Source organism: Thiohalorhabdus denitrificans (genome assembly GCF_001399755.1).
In the GTDB taxonomy this organism is placed as follows: Bacteria; Pseudomonadota; Gammaproteobacteria; order Thiohalorhabdales; family Thiohalorhabdaceae; genus Thiohalorhabdus; species Thiohalorhabdus denitrificans.
In genome coordinates, this window is sequence record NZ_LJCP01000011.1 from 188,508 (window position 1) to 207,378 (window position 18,871).

At 69.2% G+C, this 18,871-nt stretch carries 17 protein-coding genes; 7 read left to right on the top strand and 10 right to left on the bottom strand.

Features of this window, described 5'->3' with window-relative positions; translation table 11 throughout:
• Positions 1–7: 7 nt before the first annotated feature.
• Entirely contained in the window at positions 8–1,666 is a 1,659-nt protein-coding gene (locus tag AN478_RS10375) for a FecR family protein (RefSeq protein ID WP_054966540.1), read from the top strand.
• Positions 1,667–2,271: 605 nt separating this feature from the next.
• Positions 2,272–2,502: a hypothetical protein gene (locus AN478_RS10380; protein WP_054966541.1), complete on the top strand. Its 231-nt coding sequence runs from the start codon at positions 2,272–2,274 to the stop codon at positions 2,500–2,502.
• Positions 2,503–2,716: 214 nt separating this feature from the next.
• On the opposite strand, the gene rng is transcribed toward AN478_RS10380, so the two are convergent.
• The 8 genes from rng to leuS form a co-directional block, all read right to left on the bottom strand.
• Entirely contained in the window at positions 2,717–4,186 is a 1,470-nt protein-coding gene (gene rng / locus AN478_RS10385) for a ribonuclease G (protein WP_054966542.1), read from the bottom strand.
• Positions 4,183–4,776, bottom strand: coding sequence for a Maf family protein (locus tag AN478_RS10390; RefSeq protein WP_054966543.1), 594 nt, complete (start codon positions 4,774–4,776; stop codon positions 4,183–4,185). Before AN478_RS10390 ends, rng begins: the two co-directional genes overlap by 4 nt.
• 15 nt (positions 4,777–4,791) lie before the next feature.
• On the bottom strand, positions 4,792–5,202 hold the full coding sequence (gene rsfS, locus AN478_RS10395) for a ribosome silencing factor (protein ID WP_054966544.1): 411 nt from the start codon (positions 5,200–5,202) through the stop codon (positions 4,792–4,794).
• Positions 5,177–5,860, bottom strand: a complete 684-nt coding sequence (gene nadD, locus AN478_RS10400) for a nicotinate-nucleotide adenylyltransferase (RefSeq protein WP_231627391.1) — start codon at positions 5,858–5,860, stop codon at positions 5,177–5,179. Before nadD ends, rsfS begins: the two co-directional genes overlap by 26 nt.
• A gap of 7 nt (positions 5,861–5,867) precedes the next feature.
• Entirely contained in the window at positions 5,868–7,127 is a 1,260-nt protein-coding gene (locus AN478_RS10405) for a glutamate-5-semialdehyde dehydrogenase (protein WP_054966545.1), read from the bottom strand.
• Positions 7,128–7,520: 393 nt separating this feature from the next.
• A complete protein-coding gene (gene holA, locus AN478_RS10410) occupies positions 7,521–8,555 on the bottom strand; it encodes a DNA polymerase III subunit delta (RefSeq protein WP_054966546.1) in 1,035 nt (344 codons plus the stop codon).
• Positions 8,556–8,656: 101 nt separating this feature from the next.
• Positions 8,657–9,238 carry an LPS-assembly lipoprotein LptE gene (locus AN478_RS10415; RefSeq protein ID WP_054966547.1) on the bottom strand — a complete coding sequence of 194 codons (582 nt, stop codon included), beginning with the start codon at positions 9,236–9,238 and terminating at the stop codon, positions 8,657–8,659.
• A gap of 128 nt (positions 9,239–9,366) precedes the next feature.
• Positions 9,367–11,820, bottom strand: coding sequence for a leucine--tRNA ligase (leuS, locus tag AN478_RS10420; RefSeq protein WP_054966548.1), 2,454 nt, complete (start codon positions 11,818–11,820; stop codon positions 9,367–9,369).
• Positions 11,821–12,179: 359 nt separating this feature from the next.
• On the opposite strand from leuS, the gene AN478_RS10425 reads away from it, so the two are divergent.
• Positions 12,180–12,971: an Fpg/Nei family DNA glycosylase gene (locus tag AN478_RS10425; protein ID WP_054966549.1), complete on the top strand. Its 792-nt coding sequence runs from the start codon at positions 12,180–12,182 to the stop codon at positions 12,969–12,971.
• Between the two features lie 68 nt (positions 12,972–13,039).
• Here the strand turns inward: AN478_RS10425 and AN478_RS10430 are convergent, their stop codons facing one another.
• The gene (locus tag AN478_RS10430) at positions 13,040–14,155 is read right to left on the bottom strand and encodes a hypothetical protein (RefSeq protein WP_054966550.1); all 1,116 of its coding nucleotides are present in this window, start codon (positions 14,153–14,155) and stop codon (positions 13,040–13,042) included.
• A 359-nt stretch (positions 14,156–14,514) separates the two neighbouring features.
• Here AN478_RS10430 and AN478_RS10435 point away from each other — a divergent pair, with 359 nt between their 5' ends.
• Positions 14,515–15,567, top strand: a complete 1,053-nt coding sequence (locus AN478_RS10435) for a DUF3187 family protein (protein ID WP_054966551.1) — start codon at positions 14,515–14,517, stop codon at positions 15,565–15,567.
• 112 nt (positions 15,568–15,679) lie between these two features.
• On the opposite strand, the gene AN478_RS10440 is transcribed toward AN478_RS10435, so the two are convergent.
• Positions 15,680–16,165: a rhodanese-like domain-containing protein gene (locus tag AN478_RS10440; RefSeq protein WP_054966552.1), complete on the bottom strand. Its 486-nt coding sequence runs from the start codon at positions 16,163–16,165 to the stop codon at positions 15,680–15,682.
• 209 nt (positions 16,166–16,374) lie between these two features.
• Between AN478_RS10440 and AN478_RS10445 the strand changes: the two genes are divergently transcribed.
• Genes AN478_RS10445 through AN478_RS10455 form a run of 3 tightly spaced genes read left to right on the top strand, consistent with a single transcriptional unit; the run spans position 16,375 to position 18,854 of the window.
• Positions 16,375–17,418 carry a tRNA (5-methylaminomethyl-2-thiouridylate)-methyltransferase gene (locus AN478_RS10445; protein WP_054966553.1) on the top strand — a complete coding sequence of 348 codons (1,044 nt, stop codon included), beginning with the start codon at positions 16,375–16,377 and terminating at the stop codon, positions 17,416–17,418.
• Positions 17,411–17,665 (top strand): sulfurtransferase TusA family protein, encoded by a 255-nt coding sequence (locus tag AN478_RS10450; protein ID WP_054966554.1) that lies wholly within the window; start codon positions 17,411–17,413, stop codon positions 17,663–17,665. Before AN478_RS10445 ends, AN478_RS10450 begins: the two co-directional genes overlap by 8 nt.
• Positions 17,652–18,854 carry a cation diffusion facilitator family transporter gene (locus tag AN478_RS10455; RefSeq protein WP_054966555.1) on the top strand — a complete coding sequence of 401 codons (1,203 nt, stop codon included), beginning with the start codon at positions 17,652–17,654 and terminating at the stop codon, positions 18,852–18,854. Before AN478_RS10450 ends, AN478_RS10455 begins: the two co-directional genes overlap by 14 nt.
• Positions 18,855–18,871: the final 17 nt, after the last annotated feature.

An 18,871-nucleotide genomic window follows, 5' to 3' on the forward strand; every position in this document is an offset into this window, starting at 1 on the left:
AGCGGCCATGAGCACCAACCCGCAACGCACCCTCCTCACCGCCGCGGCCCTGGCCGCCGCCCTGTCCGCCCCGGCCCACGCGGAGAACCGGGTCATCGGCAAGGTGGTCATGGAGACCGGCGAGGTCTTCGCCGTCGGCCCCAACGGCGAAAAGCGCGACCTCCGCCGCGGCTCCATCATCCAGGAGAAGGAGATCCTGATCAGCGGCGAAGGGGCCCGCGCCCAGATCCGGTTCCGGGACGGCGGCCTGGTGGCCCTCAAGCCGGACACGCGGTTCACCGTCTTCCGCTACCGCGAGGAGGCCGGGCAGGGCAAGAAGGCCGGGGCCTTCCTGCGGCTGGTCGAGGGCGGCCTGCGCACCGTGACCGGCGCCATCAAGGGCGGCAAGGAGGACCAGGAGTACCGCCTGGACACCCCGGTGGCGTCCATCGGCGTCCGTGGCACCGCCTACGCCCTGCGGGTCTGCGAGGGCGACTGCTCCGGCGGGGCCCAGGAGGGCCTGTACGGCGCGGTCCGCGAGGGCGAGATCACCGTGGACAACGACCGGGGCCAGGCCCGCTTCGGCGCGGGGCAGTACTTCCACGCCGCCAGCGCCGCCGACCCCGCCCGCCGCATCATCACGCCGCCGGCCGGTCTCCTCGAGGGCACCACGGTCGCCCGGGACGCCTCCGGCGCGGGCCAGAGCCGGTCCGGGGAGCAGGGCGACGGCGGCGGTTCCGGGCTGGGCGCCGCTAAGGGCGCCGCGACCGGCGGCCCCGCCACCCACGCCGACCCCGCCGACGCCGTGCCCCGGATGAGCTTCCAGGAGGCCACCGACGTGGACGCCTGGGGCTCGCCGGACATGTTCGCCGACGCCAACGACTACAAGGGGCTGGTGGCCGCGGGCTGGGCGGGCGATCCCGCCGACTTCCAGGGCACGGGCGTCTCCGCCGCCGACGGCGGGGCCTTCGACACCAATTCCCTCGGCGAGGTGTGGGTAGACAACCAGGGCCGGGTGGTCCTGGTGCGCGCCGGCAGCAACCTCGGCGACCCCTCCGTGCGCTACGAGTCCATGCAGCTCGCCGAGTCCGGCGGCGACGCGGGCCTCGGCATCTCCTGGGGGCGCTGGACCGGCGACTTCCAGATCGACCACGGCGGCACGGACTACCTCGACAGCAGCGGCTCGCTGTTCTACGCCAAGACCCAGAACTACACCACCGCCGCCGAGATGGACGCCCTGGTGAACGCGGGCGTGAGCAGCGCCACCTACACCGCCACCAACGCCACGGGGCCGGCGCTGGTGGACACCAGCGCCCACAGCGGGGTTGGCCGCAACTGGAACCTGAAGAGCGCCAGCCTGACGGTGGACTTCGTCAACCAGGACCTCACCGGCGCCGAATTCACCTTCAACGACGGCGGCAACTACGACGCCACCCTGGCGCTGACCGGCGCGTCGCGGGCCAGCCTCGGCCAGGACGGCAACCCGGCGGTGTTCGTAGCGGACGGCATGGAGGGCGACATCATTTACACCGTCACCGGTACCCGCCAGGGCTCCGCCAGCGGCAGCATCGAGGGCGGCCTGGCGGGCGACGCCGCGGAGGCGGCCATCGTGCAATTCGACCTGGAGGCCGAATACGACCACCTCGTAGACAGCCACGTGGAGGGAATCAAGATCCTGCGGCGCTAGGCGGTCCTTCCGCCGCGACGAAGAAAGCCGCCCCCGAGGGGGCGGCTTTCAACCTGGTAAGGGGCGAGCCCTGCTGCTCAGCCGGGCAATTGCCTTCGGCTTATGAACCCCAGCCTCCTGGCTACGGCCTTGGCCCTTAAAGGGTGCAGTGGTTCAGGGAGTTCGGCTTACTCGAACGCTGGATCCGGTGATGTTTCGGCCAATCCCCAGGGCTTGGGGGCCCAGAAGCGCTGGAGACTCTGGCTTCTCCGTTGAGACGGACAACACCCTGGAACCGGTAAGCGTCCTATATTGCCGAGGACCGAGTTCGCTCTATGTGTCCGCTAATGAGAGCCTCATCCCAGCACAAAGCATATTGCGGTTATCGTTGACCGAAATAAGCCCTTGCTAACCTATCTTCCTGAAGAGAGACCTCATACAGCTAGCTTTTGTTAGCGAAACAACCCAGAACCTTACCTTGGACGTTGGGAATTAAAATTTTAAAAAAATAAATCATTAAACCCTAACTCCTATTCAAACGCTCCAAGAAATTTATTATAATTAGAAACACCTAAACCCCACACCCCTAATAAATTTATAGGGGAAATTAACCACAGGAGGGAATAGTGGGCTCTGTAATTTTTCTTTCACTCATCTACCTTGCCATCATAATTGCCATGATCTGGCAAGGCTTTAAGGGTGTTATGCAAATTGTTGGGAGCGACGAGCTAGAGAGGAAACAAGGCGTAAAAAGGATTGCCATTTCCGTAACAGCCGGAATCGCAGCCATGATTGTTATCCAAATTGTTATTGGCGGAATGCTGTTTTCTAGCGCGACCAGCACTGTTGGGTACTAATTAAATTTATTAGCATCCAACGTCTGTTTTGCTATGAAAAGGCAGCCGATGTGCTGCCTTTTCTGGGTGAGCCCCTCCGCCACGGCCGCGGTTAAAAAAAGTCATTCTTTACTGCCATTCCGGCACCCTTGCCCCACTTTTTCCAACATGCCTACCTGCCCCGTTCCCGGCAAATTTCCATGGGGGCTTGGGACCGGTTAGTAATAGCCAGGTTTCAAAGCACCACCACATCGAACTGCTCCTGGGTGTAGCCGGCCTCGGAGCGCAGGGTGATGGACTTGCCGATGAAGGCCTCCAGGTCGGCGAGGCCCTTGCTCTCTTCGTCGAGGAGGACGTCTACCACGGAGGGGTTGGCGAGGATGAGGAGCTGCTCGGCGGGGTATTGGCGGGCTTCGCGGAGGGTCTCGCGGAAGATCTCGTAGCAGACGGTCTGCAGGGACTTCACCCGGCCCCGGCCCTGGCAGTAGGGGCAGGGCTCGGTCATCAGGCGCTCCAGGGACTCCCGGGTGCGCTTGCGGGTCATCTCCACCAGGCCCAGCTCGGAGAAGCCCACCAGGTGGGACTTGGATCGGTCGCGGGAGAGGGCGTACTCCAGGGCGCGGAAGACCCGCTCGCGGTGGTCGGCCTTCTCCATGTCGATGAAGTCGATGATGATGATGCCGCCCAGGTTGCGCAGGCGGAGCTGGCGGGCGATGGCCTGCGCGGCCTCGAGGTTGGTCTTGAGGATGGTCTCCTCGAGGGTCTTGCGCCCCACGAAGCCGCCGGTGTTCACATCGATGGAGGTAAGCGCCTCGGTCTGGTCGATGACCAGGTGCCCGCCGGATTTGAGGTAGACGGTGCGGTCCAGGGAGCGCTGGATCTCCTCCTCCACCGAGTAGAGGTCGAAGATGGGCCGTTCGCCGGGGTAGTACTCGATGCGGTCGGCCACCTCGGGCACGAAGTCGCGGGCGAAGGTCTGGATCTGGTCCCAGGTCTCCCGGGAGTCGATGCGCACCTTGTCCACCTGATCGTCCACCATGTCCCGCATGGCCCGCATGGGCAGGGTGAAGTCCTCGTGGATCAGGGCGGGGGCCTTGGCGGTGCGGATGTCGGCCTGGAGGGACTCCCACAGCCGGCGCAGGAAGCGCACGTCGCGCTCGAACTCCTGCTCACGGACTCCCTCGCTCACGGTGCGCACGATGAATCCGCCCGGCTCCTCGGGCGGGTGGAAGGCCTCCACCGCCTCCTTCAGCCGGGTCCGCTCCTCGACCCCGTCGATGCGGCGGGACACCCCCACCCGGTCGATGTAGGGCATGTACACCAGGAAACGCGACGGCAGGGTGATCTGCGTGGAGACCCGGGCCCCCTTGGTGCCGAGGGGGTCCTTGTTCACCTGCACCACCACCTCGTCGCCCTCTCGGAGCAGCTCGGTGATCTTCGGTTCCTGGCCGTTGCGGGGGAGGTCCGTGTTCTCGGGGGGCAGGACGTCGGAGGCGTGCAGGAAGGCGGCCTTCTCCAGGCCGATGTCGATGAAGGCGGCCTGCATCCCGGGCAGGACGCGGCCCACCTTGCCCTTGTAGATGTTGCCGACGATGCCGCGGGTGCGGGGCCGCTCGATGTGGACCTCCTGGAGGAGGCCGTTCTCGACGATGGCCACCCGCACCTCCTGCGGGGTGACGTTGATGAGGATCTCGCTGCCGCTCAAAGCGTCCCGGCTCCGAAGCCCCGCAGCAGCTGGTCGGTCTCGCACAGCGGCAATCCCATCACCGCCGAATAGCTCCCGGTGATCTCCTCCACGAACACGGCCCCCCGGCCCTGGATGGCGTAGGCGCCGGCCTTGTCCATGGGCTCCCCCGTCTCGATGTAGGCCTCGATCTCCGCCGCCTCCAGGGGCCGCACCCGCACGCGGGTGCGGTTGAGGCGGCTCTCGGTGCGGCGGCCGTCGGTGACGGCCACGGCGGACAGCACCTCGTGCTCCCGGCCGGACAGGGACTGGAGATACCGTCGCGCGTCCCCCGGCCCGCCGGGCTTGCCCAGGATGCTGCCGTCCTGCTCGATGGCGGTGTCCGCGCCGAGGACAAGGGCGCCCTTGCGGTCCGGGAGGCCCACGGTCGCGGCCCCCGCGGCGGCCTTGTCCCGGGCCAGGCGCTCCACGTAGGAGGCGGGCGCCTCCCCGGCCCGCGGGGTCTCGTCCACGGACGACTCCACGGGCCTGTGCGGGATGCCGATCTGCTCCAGGAGCTCCGCCCGGCGGGGCGAACGGCTGGCGAGGTAGAGGGGGACGGGATCGGTCATACGGGGACTGGCGGCCTATTGATCCGAGGCCGGCCCGGACCCGCTGTCCGAATCCCCGGACAGGATGTCGCTCCAGAGCTCTTCGAGGTTGTAGAACGCCCGCGTCTCGGCCCGCATGACGTGCACGATCACCCCGCCCAGGTCCAGCAGGATCCAGTCGCCGCCGTCGGCGCCCTCGATGCCGCCGGGCTGGAACCCGGCGTGCTTGACCTCCTCCTGGAGGTGATTGGCGATGGAGCCCACGTGGCGGTCGGAGGTACCGGTGGCGATCACGAAGTAATCGGCGAAGCCGCTGCGCTCGGAGACGTCCAGGGTCTGCACGTCCTTCGCCTTGCGGTCGTCGAGGGCCGTCTGGATGATCTCCAGCAGGCGATCCGCTTCTTGCTTGCTGGCCGTCGGCTTACGGTTCTTGGCGGTAGAGGCCATGAGCGGAAAGGTATTCCTCCACTTGGTGGGGCAGCAGGAAGCGCGGGCTCGCCCCCGCGCCGACCATCTCCCGGATGGCGGTAGCGCTGATGTCCAGGCGGGTCACATCGAAGGCCATCACCGCCCCCGCGGGCTGCTCATGGAACACTGCGGGGGACTCGGTCCAGCGCCCCTCCAGGGCCCGGGCCAGCTCCGGCTCCAGGGCCTCCAGGGAGGTTCCGGGGCGGCGGACGGCCGCGATGTGGGTCAGGTCGAGCATGCGCTCCCACTGGTGCCAGTGGTTGAGTTGGGTGAAGGCGTCGCTACCTATAATAATTAGTATCGGCCGACGCCCCAAACGTTCCCGGAGCCATTCCAGGGTGCGCACCGTGTAGGAGGGCCCGGCCGCCTGCACCTCCCAGTCCAGCACCCCCAAGGTGGGGAAGCCCGCCACGGCCGCCCGGGTCATGGCCAGGCGGTGGGCCGCCGGGGTCTTGGGCGCGGCGCGGTGGGGCGGCTCCCCGGAAGGCACCAGCACCACCCGCTCCGCCCCCACCCGCTGGCGGACCTCCTCGGCGGGCCGCAGGTGGCCGTAGTGGACGGGATCGAAGGTGCCGCCCATGAGGAGCAGCGGCCCCTCTCCGCCCAGGGGATCCAATGCGCCCGTGCCCTCGGTCACGCCGCCCTCAGCCCCGCGTCTGCCCGGAGCCCAGCACCACGAACTTCTCCGTGGTCAGGCCCTCCAGGCCCACGGGGCCGCGCACGTGCAGCTTGTCGGTGGAGATGCCGATCTCCGCGCCGAGGCCGTACTCGTAGCCGTCGGCGAAGCGGCTGGAGGCGTTGACCATCACCGAGGAGGAATCCACCTCGCGCAGGAAACGCCGGGCGCTGGTGTAGTTCTCGGTGACGATCACGTCGGTGTGCCCGGAACCGTAGGCGGCGATGTGGTTCATGGCGGCGTCCAGGCCGTCCACCACCTTCACCGCCAGGATGGGGCCCAGGTACTCGGTGGCCCAATCCTCCTCGCCGGCCTCCTTGGCCCCCGAAACCAGCTCCCGGGTGCGGGGGCAGCCGCGCAGCTCCACCCCGGCGTCCAGGAAGCGCTCGCCCAGTCCCGGCAGGACGGCCCCCGCCACGGCGGCGTCCACCAGCAGGGTCTCCATGGTGTTGCAGGTGCCGTAGCGCTGGGTCTTGGCGTTAACGGCGATGTCCGCGGCCTTGTCCAGATCGGCGTCGGCGTCGATGTAGGTGTGGCAGACCCCCTCCAGGTGCTTGATCACCGGCACCCGGGACTCCGCCGCCACCCGCTCGATGAGGCCCTTGCCGCCGCGCGGGATGATGATGTCCACGTGCTCGGGCATGCCGAGCAGCGCCCCCACCGCGGCGCGGTCGGGGGTGTCCACCACCGAGACCACGCCCTCCGGCAGGCCCACCTCGGCGAGCACCGTGCGCATGATGTGGCTGATGGCGCGGTTGGAGGAGATGGCCTCCTTGCCGCCGCGGAGGATGGCGGCGTTGCCGGACTTCAGGCACAGGGCGGCGGCGTCGGCGGTGACGTTGGGCCGCGACTCGTAGATGATGCCGATGACGCCCAGGGGCACCCGCATCTTGCCCACCTGGATGCCGCTCGGGCGCATGCTCAGGTCGTTCATGGCGCCCACCGGGTCCGGCAGGCCGGCCACCTGGCGCAGGCCGTCGGCCATGGCCGATACCCGGTCCTCGTTCAGCTCCAGGCGGTCCACCAGGGCGGCGTCCAGGCCCTCGGAAGCGGCGCGCTCCAGGTCCTCGCGGTTGGCGGCGAGGATGTCCGACTTCTCGGCCTCGATGCGGTCGGCCATGGCCAGCAGGGCCTTGTCCTTGAGGCCGGGGTCCAGCCGGTTCATCTGCCGGGCGGCCTCGCGGGCCGTGCGGCCCAGCTCCTGCACGTATGCGGTAACGTCGTCCATGGTCCTTCCTCCCAAAGCGCGTGCCCGACTGGTCCTTCTACCCATTTGCAGCGGCGGAACCGCCACGATCCCCCGGTCCCCCCTGTGGGAGCGGCCAGTGGCCGCGACCGAACCGGCCAACCCCGGGGTCGCGGCTGGTAGCCGCTCCCACACTTCCCGTCTGGGCATTCCCCCGGAAGCCGCCAATCCGGTCGCGGCCGGGACGGCCGCTCCTACAATGGCCCCCTTGCTCCCGCTGGAGCTTCCTCGTAGGAGCCCACTTTAGTGGGCGATTCCATCCCGGCCACCGTGGATGATGCTGGCACTCGCCCGCTGAATCGGGCTTCTACTCCAGGCGGTCCGCCCGTAGGAGCGACGGCCCCCGTCGCGACCACCTTTCGCCCGATTGCGCCGTCAGGCCCCCGCCGGCAGGCCGGTCTCCACCCCGGCCAGCGCCAGCGCCGCGTCCTCCAGGGCGGCCCAGGGGTCACCGGCCTCGGCGCCCTTGCTCATGCGGTCCACCCGGGCCAGGGCGGCGAGCACCCGCTCCGCCTCGCCCTCGCCCAGATTTCGGGCCAGCTTCTGGGCGGCCTGCTTGCGCGGCGGGAAGAGCTTCAGCTCCTTGCAGGCCGCCTCCAAATCCCCGCCGCGGCGGTGGCGGTCCCGCAGGACGATAACGTTGCGCACCTCCCGGGCCATGGCCCCCACCACCGCCGGCAGCTCCGCGCCCTCGGCGCGCAGGGCGGCCACCGCCCGCACCGTGCGGCGGGGATCCCGGGCCAGCGCGGCCTCCGCCAGGTCGAACACCGAGAAGCGGGCCTGGTCGCCCACCGCCGCCAGCACACCGTCCACGTCCAGGCGCGCCGGGCCGCCGGTGTAGAGGGCGAGTTTCTCCACCTCGCCGGCCGCCGCTTCCAGATTGCCCTCCACCCGCTCCGCCAACAAGGTCAGGGCGTCGGGGGAGAGCTCCAGACCGTAGCCCGCCGCGCGGCCGCGCAGCCAGTCGGGCAGCTCGTGGCGGCGCGGGGCAAACCGCGCCAGAGTGAGGCCGGCCTCCTCCACCGCCCGGAACCACTTCTTCTGCTGGTCCTTCTTGGACTGGTAGCCGGCGGTCAGCAGCAGCACCACGTCCGGGGCGGGGTCGGCGCAGTACTCCTGGAGCCATTTGCCGCCCTCGTCCTTGGGCGCCCCGCCGCCGTAGTGGATCTCCACCAGCCGCCGAGGGGCGAACAGCGAGGGCGCCGCCAGCTCCTGGCGGATGGCGGTGTAGTCCACCTGGTCGTCGGCGCGGAAGGCGTGGCGCTCCACCTCCGGGTCGGCCAGCAGCACCGAGCGCACCCGCTCCGCCGCCTCCTCCCGCAGCAGCGGGGCGTCGCTGTGGACCAGGATCACCGGCGGCGGCTGACCGTGCAGCCGCTTCTCCAGCTCCTCCACCGAGCGCAGGGCCATGTCAGGGTTGCCTCGTCATCTGGTCGGGGGTGCGCCCCTTCTGCCCCCCGGGGCGCATTCGAGGAATCGCCCGCTGCAGCGGGCTCCGGCCTTACGGGCCCCTAGAACCCGCTCTTGATGGAATCCAGGATCCCTTCGGCCAGCGCCTCCGCGGCCTGGCGGGCAGCCCGGCGCTTGTTGGCCTCTTCGGCGGCGGGGCTGGTGGCGGGGTCGTAGGGGTAGGTACTGCTCTCCACCAGTCCGCTCCGCTCCCGGAGGACCTCGAAGTCGGGCTCCGCCTTGTCGGTTTCCTCCCGGGCCTCGCCTTCCTCCGGGGCTTTCTCGCTTTCCCCCGGGGCTTCCCCGCCTTCCGGCGCGACGCCGTCCACCCGGGGCCGGAGCAGGCGGTAATCCGCCCGCAGGGTCACCTCGTACTCGGTGGCCTCGCCGGTGGCGCCGATGGCGGCGGCGCTGCTGGTGGCCTCCCCGCCCTCCACCCGGAGCACGGCCTCGGCCCCGGCGCGGGAATCGACCAGATCCACGGCCCGGTCCCGGTTCAGGGCGTCCTCCAGGGCGCGGACCAGCTGCGAGTCCTCCGGTTCCGCCTCCAGGTAGACGCGCTCGACCCCGGCGGGAAAGGCACCCACGCCCGGAAAGCGGTAGCCGCAGCCGGTGAGGGCGATGAGAACCAGGAGCAGCAGCACCCGGGCAGGCCGTAACCAGTGGACCCCCTGTGGGAGCGGCCAGTGGCCGCGACCGAACAGGCCACCTCCAGGTCGCGGCTGATAGCCGCTCCCAAAGGGCCCTTCCGGAGATCCGAGCCGATCCCGGCTCACTTGGCCACCACGTTCACCAGCTTGCCCGGCACCACGATCACCTTGCGCACCGGGGTATCGCCCACCACCTCCCGGATCCGCTCGTTGGCCAACGCCTGCTCGCGGATGGTGTTCTCGTCCGCGTCGGCGGGCACCTGGATCTGGGAGCGGTTCTTGCCGTTCACCTGCACCACCAGCTCGATGGTGTCCCGCTCCAGGGCGGCGGGATCGGCCTCGGGCCAGGCGGCGTCCTCCACGGCGCCCTCCTTGCCCAGGCCCGCCCACAGGGCGTTGGCGACGTGCGGGGTCATGGGGGCGAGCAGCCGCACCACGGCGTCCAGGCCCTCGCCCACCACCGCCCGAGTCGCCTCGTCGGTGGCCTCCGCCGCCTTGGACAGGGCGTTGGTGATCTCCATAGCCGCGGCCACGGCGGTGTTGAAGTGGTAGCGCTCGCGCACGTCCACGCTGGCCCGCTGCACCAGCTCGTGCACCTGGCGGCGCAGCTCGGCGGCCTCCTCCGGAAGCTCGGCGGGCAGCGCCGGGGCGGTACCGCCCTCGGCGTAACCCCCCACCAGCCGCCACAGGCGATGGAGGAAGCGGTGCATGCCCTGCACCCCCTCCTCCTGCCATTCCAGCGCCTGGTCCGGCGGCGCCGCGAAGAGGATGAACAACCGCACGGTGTCGGCGCCGAAGCGGTCGATCATCTCCTGCGGGTCCACCACGTTGCCCTTGGACTTGGACATCTTGGCGCCGTCCTTCAGCACCATGCCCTGGGTGAGCAGGCGCTGGAAGGGCTCGTCGTTGTCCAGCAGGCCGGCGTCGCGCATGAGCTTGTTGAAGAAGCGCGCGTAGAGCAGGTGCAGCACGGCGTGCTCCACGCCGCCCACGTACTGGTCCACCGGCAGCCAGTAGCGGGCGCGCTCGTCGGCCATGGCGGTGCCGCTGTCGGGGCAGGCGTAGCGGACGAAGTACCAGGAGGACTCCACGAAGGTGTCGAAGGTATCCGTCTCGCGCACCGCCGGGCCACCGCACTCGGGGCAGGCGGTCTCGTAGAACTCGGGGGCCTGCTTGAGGGGCGAGCCGGCCTCGTGGAGCTCCATCTCCGGCAGCTCCACCGGCAGGTCCTCCTCGGGCACCGGCACGGCGCCGCAGGCCTCGCAGTGGATCACGGGGATGGGCGCGCCCCAGTAGCGCTGGCGGGACACGCCCCAGTCGCGCAGCCGGTAGTTCACCCGGCGCTCGCCCCGGCCCAGGGTCTCCAGCCGGTCGGCGATGGCGCCGAAGGCCTCGGCGGAGGTGAGGCCGTCGAAGTCGCCGGAATTCTGCAGCACCCCGGGCTCGGTGAAGGCCTCCTCCATGGCGGCGGCCTCCAGGTCGCCGTCCTCGGGGCGGATCACCACGCGGACGGGGATGCCGTACTTGCCCGCGAACTCGAAGTCCCGCTGGTCGTGGGCGGGCACGGCCATCACCGCGCCCTCGCCGTACTCCATGAGCACGAAGTTGGCGGCGTACACGGGGAGGCGCTCGCCGGTGACGGGGTGCAGGGCGTAGTCGCCGGTGGGGATGCCCTCCTTCTCCTGGGCCTCCAGGTCGCCCTCGGCGGTGGAGCGGTGGCTCATGCGCTCCACGAAGGCGGCCACGTCGCTGTCGCGCTCCGCCGCGGCCTGCGCCAGGGGGTGCTCCGGGGCCACCGCCACGTAGGTAACGCCCATGAGGGTATCGGGCCGGGTGGTGAACACCGACAGCTCGCGCTCGGCGCCCTCCACGGGGAAGCGCACCTCCACGCCCTCAGAGCGGCCGATCCAGTTGCGCTGCATGGCCCGCACCTCGTCGGGCCAGCCGGGCAGGTTGTCCAGCTCCTCGAGCAGCTCGTCGGCGTAGTCGGTGATGCGCAGGAACCACTGGTCGATCTCGCGGCGCTCCACGGGCGTGTCGCAGCGCCAGCAGGTCCCCTCCACCACCTGCTCGTTGGCGAGCACGGTCTGGTCGTTGGGGCACCAGTTCACCGCCGCCTTCTTGCGGTAGGCCAGGCCCTCCTTGAGGAGGCGCACGAACAGCCACTGCTCCCATTTGTAGTAGTCGGGGTCGCAGGTGGCGAGCTCGCGGTTCCAGTCGTAGCCGAAGCCGAGCCGCTTGAGCTGGCCGCGCATCTCCTCGATGTTCTGGCGGGTCCAGGCGGCCGGGGAGACGCCACGGGCGATGGCGGCGTTCTCCGCGGGCAGCCCGAAGGCGTCCCAGCCCATGGGCTGCAGGACGTTCTTGCCCTCCATGCGCTGGTAGCGGGCGATCACGTCGCCGATGGTGTAGTTGCGCACGTGGCCCATGTGCAGCCGGCCGGACGGATACGGGAACATGGAGAGGCAGTAGAACTTCTCCCGCTCCGGATCCTCCGCGGCGGCGAAGGTGTCCTCCGTTTCCCAGCGGGCCTGCACGGCCCGCTCCACCTCATGGGGGTTGTATTCACGCTCCATGGCGACCCTGCCGGTATCGGGGTTCCCCTGACGAACAAGCCCCGGCACCACCAACGCGGGCCGGGACCACCCAAACGTTAAATTGTGACACAGGGCGGCCGAATCGCGGAAGCACGGGCCTATGGGCGGGGCCGTTCCCGCCCCGGACCCTGACCCGCCTCAAGGGAAAGGCTGGCGGGCCCCCGGGGGTTTTTGTCATGATTCCCCCGATGCCCGCCACCCGCGGGAATCCGGTATCATGCCCGCTACCGGTTCCGGGTACAGCGGCAATGCACGCCCGCCGGGAAGCTGGTACCCTCTCTTTCCGCGAGAGTCGAGCCCCTCGGCTCGACCCCCCTTATGCGCCACCATCGGATACCATGCCGGAACTACCCGAGATCGAGATCAGCCGTCAGCGCCTGGATCCCAAGATCCTCAACCGTCCCCTGCATGCCCTGACGGTTCTGGACGAGCGAATCCTGCGGGAGATCCCCGCCGACGAGCTGCGGGAGGGACTGATCGGGGCCTCCTTCACCGGGATCGCCCGCTTCGGCAACTACCTCCTGCTGGAGGTGGGCGGCGAGGCCGCGCTGCTCCTCGGCCTCAGCGCCAGCGCCAGCGTCGAGCAGGTCCGCCCCCAGGAGGAGCCGCCCAAGAGCACCCGGCTCGGGCTGTTGTTCCAGGACGGCGGCGGCCTGGCGGTGGTGGACCCGCAGGCTCGTACCTGGCTCACCCTCCTGCGGGACGAGGCCGAGGTCCCCGACCTGGGCACCTTCGGCCCCGACGCCCTGAACGGCCAGCCCGATCCCGAGCAGTGGCGGGAGGCCCTGAAGAGCCGGCGGGCCCAGATTAAGGGCCTGCTCCTGGAGCCCACCCTCATCGCCGGCCTCGGCCCCCTGTTCACCGACGAGATCCTCTTCCAGGCGGGCATCCGCCCCGATCACCGCGCCTCCGACCTGAGCGACGAGGAGGCCGACCGCCTGCGCGAGGCGGTGCAGGCCACCCTGCAGAAGGCCGTGCAGTGCCAGGCCAACCCCCAGCAGCTCCCCAAGACCTACCTCACCCGCTCCCGCGACGAGGGCCGCGAGGAATGCCCCAAGTGCGGCGGCCCGCTGGAGAAGCGCCAGATCCAGGGCCGCGCCAGCGTGTTCTGCCCGGCCTGCCAGAGCTGAACCGCCCCAGCCATTAAAAAGCGCCGGGCTTGCCGCCCGGCGCTCGTTCAGGACCGGGGCCCCTTTCCTTACTGCAAAAGGGTGTCCATGGTGGCTGCGGAGACCTCGCTCCAGTCCATTGGCTCCATGTCTAGCGTTTTATCCGAGGTAGTCACATAGACGGTGGAGTTATCCCCGGTGTTCGCGTCAAGCTTTACCCAGGTACCGTTTCCACCATTGACCCGCAGGACGCCGGTAGCCGGATAGGGGTTGGAATTGGTCGAGTAATCGGACCAGGTGAAGTAGGTGGTTTTATCATGGTCCACGGTCACGCAGCCCAGGTCCCCCAGGCAGCTCTTGTACACCTTGCCGTTTTCGGGGTCGGTGCCGTGATAGACCAGGACGGGGTCCAAAGTACTATCGTCAGAACCGGCCCAGATCTCCGCGTTCTCGAGCAGGAACTGCTCGCCCTGGGCGAAATCCACCATTTCGATATTGGCCACCATCACCATGTCCACCGAGGCCGGAGCCTCGTGCGGCATCCCGGGCCCGTCACCCTCGGCGTCGTAATTCTGGGCCTCGGTGCCGCTCAGCATCCGGAAATCGCCGTCCACACCGAAATCCATCCCCGACCCCTGCATGGTGAGGTCGCGAAAATCCATGGACCAATCGATGTCCATCCCGTCCGCAGCGCCCGCGGTGTAGGCAACCGCAAACCCCCCATCAAAGGTCAGGCCATCCTCCTCCACGCAGCTGTCGAAGGAGTAAACCATCTCGTCCCCGTCACTGAGGGCCTCGTTGCCGTCGTTGTCCTTGAGGGTGAAGGAATAGCTTCCCCCTTCCGGGCAGGACTTTTCCTCGGTGTAATCCGCCCCGGCGAGCACTTCCTGGCCACCGCCTGACACCTCCTGATCAAGGCCCTTCTTGGCCCGGTCCAGTCCCACCTGCAGGACATTTACGGCCTCCGTGGGGAGAGACCCCTCCACAGCGGAAACCGTATCCTCGGAGCTGGCCGCCGTGGTGGATCCCGATAGCACCCCGCTCAGGGCATCCGAGCCGTTGCTCTCGTCGATCTCGGCCTCGCTGGTGCTGCCCGTATAGGTGACGGTTCCACCACCGCCGCCACCACCGCTGCTACCACAGCCCACCAGACCAACAGGCACCGCCAGGGCGGCGGCCAGCATGGAAACCTTCGTGCCGTTCATCACTTCCTCCTTTTCCCCTTTTGTTTCGCCCGTGCCTACCCAAACCGGGAACAGCCCCAAACTTGCGGGCCCGGTGCCCGACCAACGACCCCTTGCGGCAGGTACCCACTTCCCGGCTGGAAGACACAAAGGCTTTCCGGATTTTTCCGGGCCCCTGCTTTTACTCCCGTCCAGTGTTTCCTGTCAAATTCCTGAGAATGAAGGGTTCTGAAGACCAATGTCCCGAAAAAGAAGTGCAATCGGACATTGTTTGCGACAACCGATCCCTCTGTCCCAGGGTTGATGGGGGACTTTGCCGGCCCGGAAGGGCGCCTTTTGCGGTACCATCGCCGCCCCATTCGCCACCTAGCCCGTGAACCTTGTCCCAAGCATCCTTCCAGAACCGCCGGCCCGGGGGGCTACCGTTCCCCCTGCCCGGACTCCTCGCCGCCCTGGCCGGCTTCGGGCTTTGCCAGCCGCCCGAGGCCGAGGGCAAGGGGCTCCGGCCCTCCTTGCCCACGGCCACGCTCTCCCCTGTTCAGCAGGTCTACGGCCTGCCCCGGGACACGGAGCCCGTCGGCGCGCCCGAGGGAGGCCTACGGCTCCGCCTCGACCTGGACCGGGCCAGCCACGACGTGCTGGAGGGGGGTGCTCGGAGCGGGGTGCTGTTCGACGGGGAGACCCAGCGGACCACGCTGAGCGTCTCGGGCCCCCTGCCCCGGCGGCTGGGGGAGTGGACCCTGGAGGTGCCCCACGTGGCCCATTCGGGGGGCTTCCTGGACGGGACCCTCGACATCTGGCACAGCGCCCTCGGGCTTCCGGAGGGCAACCGGGGCCGGCGCCCGACGGACGAACTGCTCTACGTAGTGGTTGAGGACAGGGAAACGCTATTGCGCCGGGACAGCTCGGCCTCGGGCCTGGGGGACGTGGCGCTGGGGGCGCGGTTCCCCGTGGCCGAAGACGACGGGGAGGGAAGGGCCGTCGTGGGGGTGCGGGTGGAGGCGCCCACCGGCGACCCGGACGGGCTCCTCGGCAGCGGCGGCTGGGACACCAGCCTGTGGGCGGGGGGCACCCTGCCCGGAGCCACGTGGCTCGGTCCGGGGGCCCTGCACGGGGCGGCGGGAATGGTGGCCATGACCGGCTCGGGGGTGCTGGCCGAGCTCCACCGGAACTGGGCGGGCTTCCTGCGGCTGGCGGGGGCGGTCCGGCCCGGGTCCACCTTCACCCTGCGCGCCCAGGTGGACGTCCATACGCCCTTCTACCGCAGCGAGGTGGGCACCCTGGGCAAACCGGCGGCGGAGGCCCGGCTGGGCACGGAGGTGGAGCTGCCGGCCTGGGGCCGCCTGGACCTCGGCGTCTCCGAGGACCTCACGCCGGAGCGGGCCCCCGACGTCACCTTCCACCTGGGCTGGGAGCGGCGCTTCGGCGACTGATACCGCCCGGCAAAGGCTGTAGGAGCCCGCTTTAGCGGGCGATCCGGAGCGGGCTCCTACGTGGACCTTGGCGAGGGTGTGGGTTTGCGGGCCGAGCCGGCAGAACCCGTGGCTACTTCTGCTCCCACGGCAGCCCGGCGGCCTTCCAGCCGCCCTGTTTGCCCCGGTGGCCCTGCTCGTCCTTGTCGCCCTCGAAGCCCTGGAGCAGGTTGTAGGTCTCGGCGTACCCCTGCCGGGCCATGGCCTCCGCGGCCTTGCCGGAGCGCCCGCCGCTGCGGCACATGAACACCAGCACCTGGGAGGTGTCGGTACCCACCTCGGACTGCAGCTGGGCGGGGAAGTCCGGGTTGTACTCCATGCCCGGGTAGGTCTCCCACTCCACGTGCGTGCCCAGAGCGGGGTACCCCACGAAGTCCCGCTCCGCCTGGGTTCGCACGTCCACCAGCTGGGCGTTGGGGAGCTTCTCCAGCACCGCGTAGGCCTCCTCGGGGGTCATCTCGCCCGTGAAGTCCTTGCCCTTTTCCCGGGCGCGCTGCCGGGCGCGGTCGAGGATGGCCTGGGGGTCCTCGTCGGGGATTCGGGAACCTTTTTCGGTCATGGACGTCTCCTGAGCGTGGGAATCCGTGCCCCCTCGGGGCGGAGCTCCCATCCATGGGAATTTTCTGCGCCAATACGTTACCATCCGGGGCTGGAATTCTACGCCCAACCGGGCCCTCGGGGGAATTTGCCCCGGGGGCGGATGTACCGTTCCACAAGGTTTGTTTCTCCCCTCGACGGGAGCGCACATACATGCAGGAGGAAGGCGGAATGAGCGAGCAGCCCAAGGCCGTGGCACTGCTCTCCGGCGGGCTGGACTCGATGCTGGCCGCCGCGGTGGCCAAGGAGCAGGGCGTCCACGTTGAAGGCATCAACTTCTTCACGGGCTTCTGCGTGGAGGGCCATACCCACGCCATCCGTCAGAAGGACAAGGACAAGGCCAAGCGCAACAACGCCCTGTGGTCCGCCGAGCAGGTGGGGATCAAGCTCCACATCGTCGACATCTCCCAGGAATACGTGGGGGTCGTCACCAACCCCAAGCACGGCTACGGGCAGAACCTCAACCCCTGCCTGGACTGCAAGGGCTTCATGGTGGCCAAGGCCCGCGAGTGGATGGAGGAAAACGGCTTCGACTTCATCATCACCGGCGAGGTGATCGGCCAGCGGCCCAAGTCCCAGCGGCGCGACACCTTCCCCATTATCGAGAAGGAATCCGGGGCGGACGACCGGCTGCTGCGCCCCCTGTGCGCCAAGCAGCTGGCGCCCACGCTCCCCGAGCGGGAAGGCTGGGTGGACCGTGAGCGCCTCTACGACTTCACCGGGCGCTCGCGCAAGCCGCAGATGGAGCTGGCCGAGCGGTACGGCTTCGAGGAGTACAGCCAGCCGGCCGGCGGCTGCTGCTTCCTCACCGACGAGAACTTCTCCCGCAAGCTGGCGGACCTGTGGAGCGCCCGCGGGAGCAAGGAGTACGACCTCGACGACGTCATGCTGCTGAAGATGGGCCGCCACCTGCGCCCGGCGCCCAACTACAAGCTGATCATCGCCCGCGAGGACGGCGAGAACCGCTTCATGAACGGCTACCGCAAGCGCTTCCACGCCGTGCGCGACCTGGACTACCCGGGACCGCTGGCGCTGGTGCAGGGCGAGCCCGACGAGGCGGACCTGGAGACGGCGGCGCGCATCACGGCCCGCTACGGCAAGGGCCGCAGCGCCGAAAGCATCCGCGCGGAGATCACCCCGCCGGGCGGCGAGCCCTACGTGACCGAGGTGGCGCCCATGCCGCCCGCGCAGATCCCCGAGGAATGGCATGTCTGAGGAGAAGGAACGGGAATTCCTCGACGCGCGCAGCCTGCTGTGCCCCATGCCGGTGATCCGCGCCGGGGAGCGCATCGCCGAGCTGGAGCCCGGCACGGAGCTGGAGGTGCGCGCCAGCGATCCGGGCGTGCTGCACGACATCCCGGCCTGGTGCCGGGTCAACGGCCACACCGTCCTGGAGGCCCGCGAGGAGGGCGACGAGCTGGTGGTGGTCCTGCGGGTGGGCGCGGACGATGACGACGCCTGAGGCCGGCCCCGGCTCCGCGGCCTCCGATCCGGAGCGCACCGCGGCGGCGCAGAAGGTGACGGTGATCGGCGCCGTCACCAACCTGGTGCTGGCCCTGGTGAAGACCGTGTTCGGCGTCTTCGCCAACTCCCAGGCGCTGATCGCGGACGGCCTGCACTCCCTCTCCGACCTGCTCACCGACGCCCTGGTGCTGGTGGCGGTGCGCATGGGCGCCCGGGAGCCGGACGCCGACCACCCCTACGGCCACGGCCGCTTCGAAACCCTGGCCACCGTGGTCCTGGGGCTGATCCTCATCGGTGCCGGCCTGGGCATCGCCGTAAACGCCGCCACCCGGCTCGCCGCCGGCGAGATCGCCCTGCCCACCTGGCCCGCCCTGGTGGCCGCCGCCTTTTCCATCGGCGCCAACGAGTGGCTGTTCCGCATCCAGGTGCGGATCGGGCGCAAGTACCAGGCCTCCAGCGTGGTGGCCAACGCCTGGCACCACCGCACCGACGCCCTCTCCTCGGTGGCCGCCCTGGTGGGCATCGCCGGCTCCATGATGGGCCTGGTGGTGCTGGACACCGTGGCCGCCGTGGCGGTGGCCTCCATGGTGATCTGGGCCGGCGGCAAGCTGGGCTGGGACGCCATCAAGGAGCTGGTGGACACCTCCCTGGAGCGCGAGGAGGTGGAGCGTCTGCACCGGCAGATGCTGCGCATCGAGGGGGTCAAGGCCGTGCACGGCCTCAAGACCCGGCGCATGGGCCCCGAGGCCCTGGTGGACGTGCATGTGCAGGTGCCCGGCACCGTCAGCGTCTCCGAGGGCCACCAGATCGCCGAGCGGGTGCGCAAGCACCTCATCCGGAGCCATCCCGATGTCTCCGAGGTGCTGGTGCACGTGGACCCGGAGAACGACGAGCATGGCATCCCGCTGCTTCCCAACCGGGAAGAGATCATGGCCGAGGTGTTCCGGTGCACGGAGGCCCTGGAGCACGATCTCGCCATCCGCGACTATACGGTCCACTATCTGGGTGGACGGATCACCCTGGAGCTGGCCGTGGAGGTGGACGCGAGCCACACCCTCGGCGAGGCGTACCGGATCGCCGAGCGGCTGCGGGAGGAGATCCGGGCGCAGACCCAGGCCCACGACGTACAGGTGCATCTGCACGTGCCGCACGGGGAAAGCGGCGAGACGGCCCCTTCCGGGGCCTGAGCACACGGAAAGAAGGG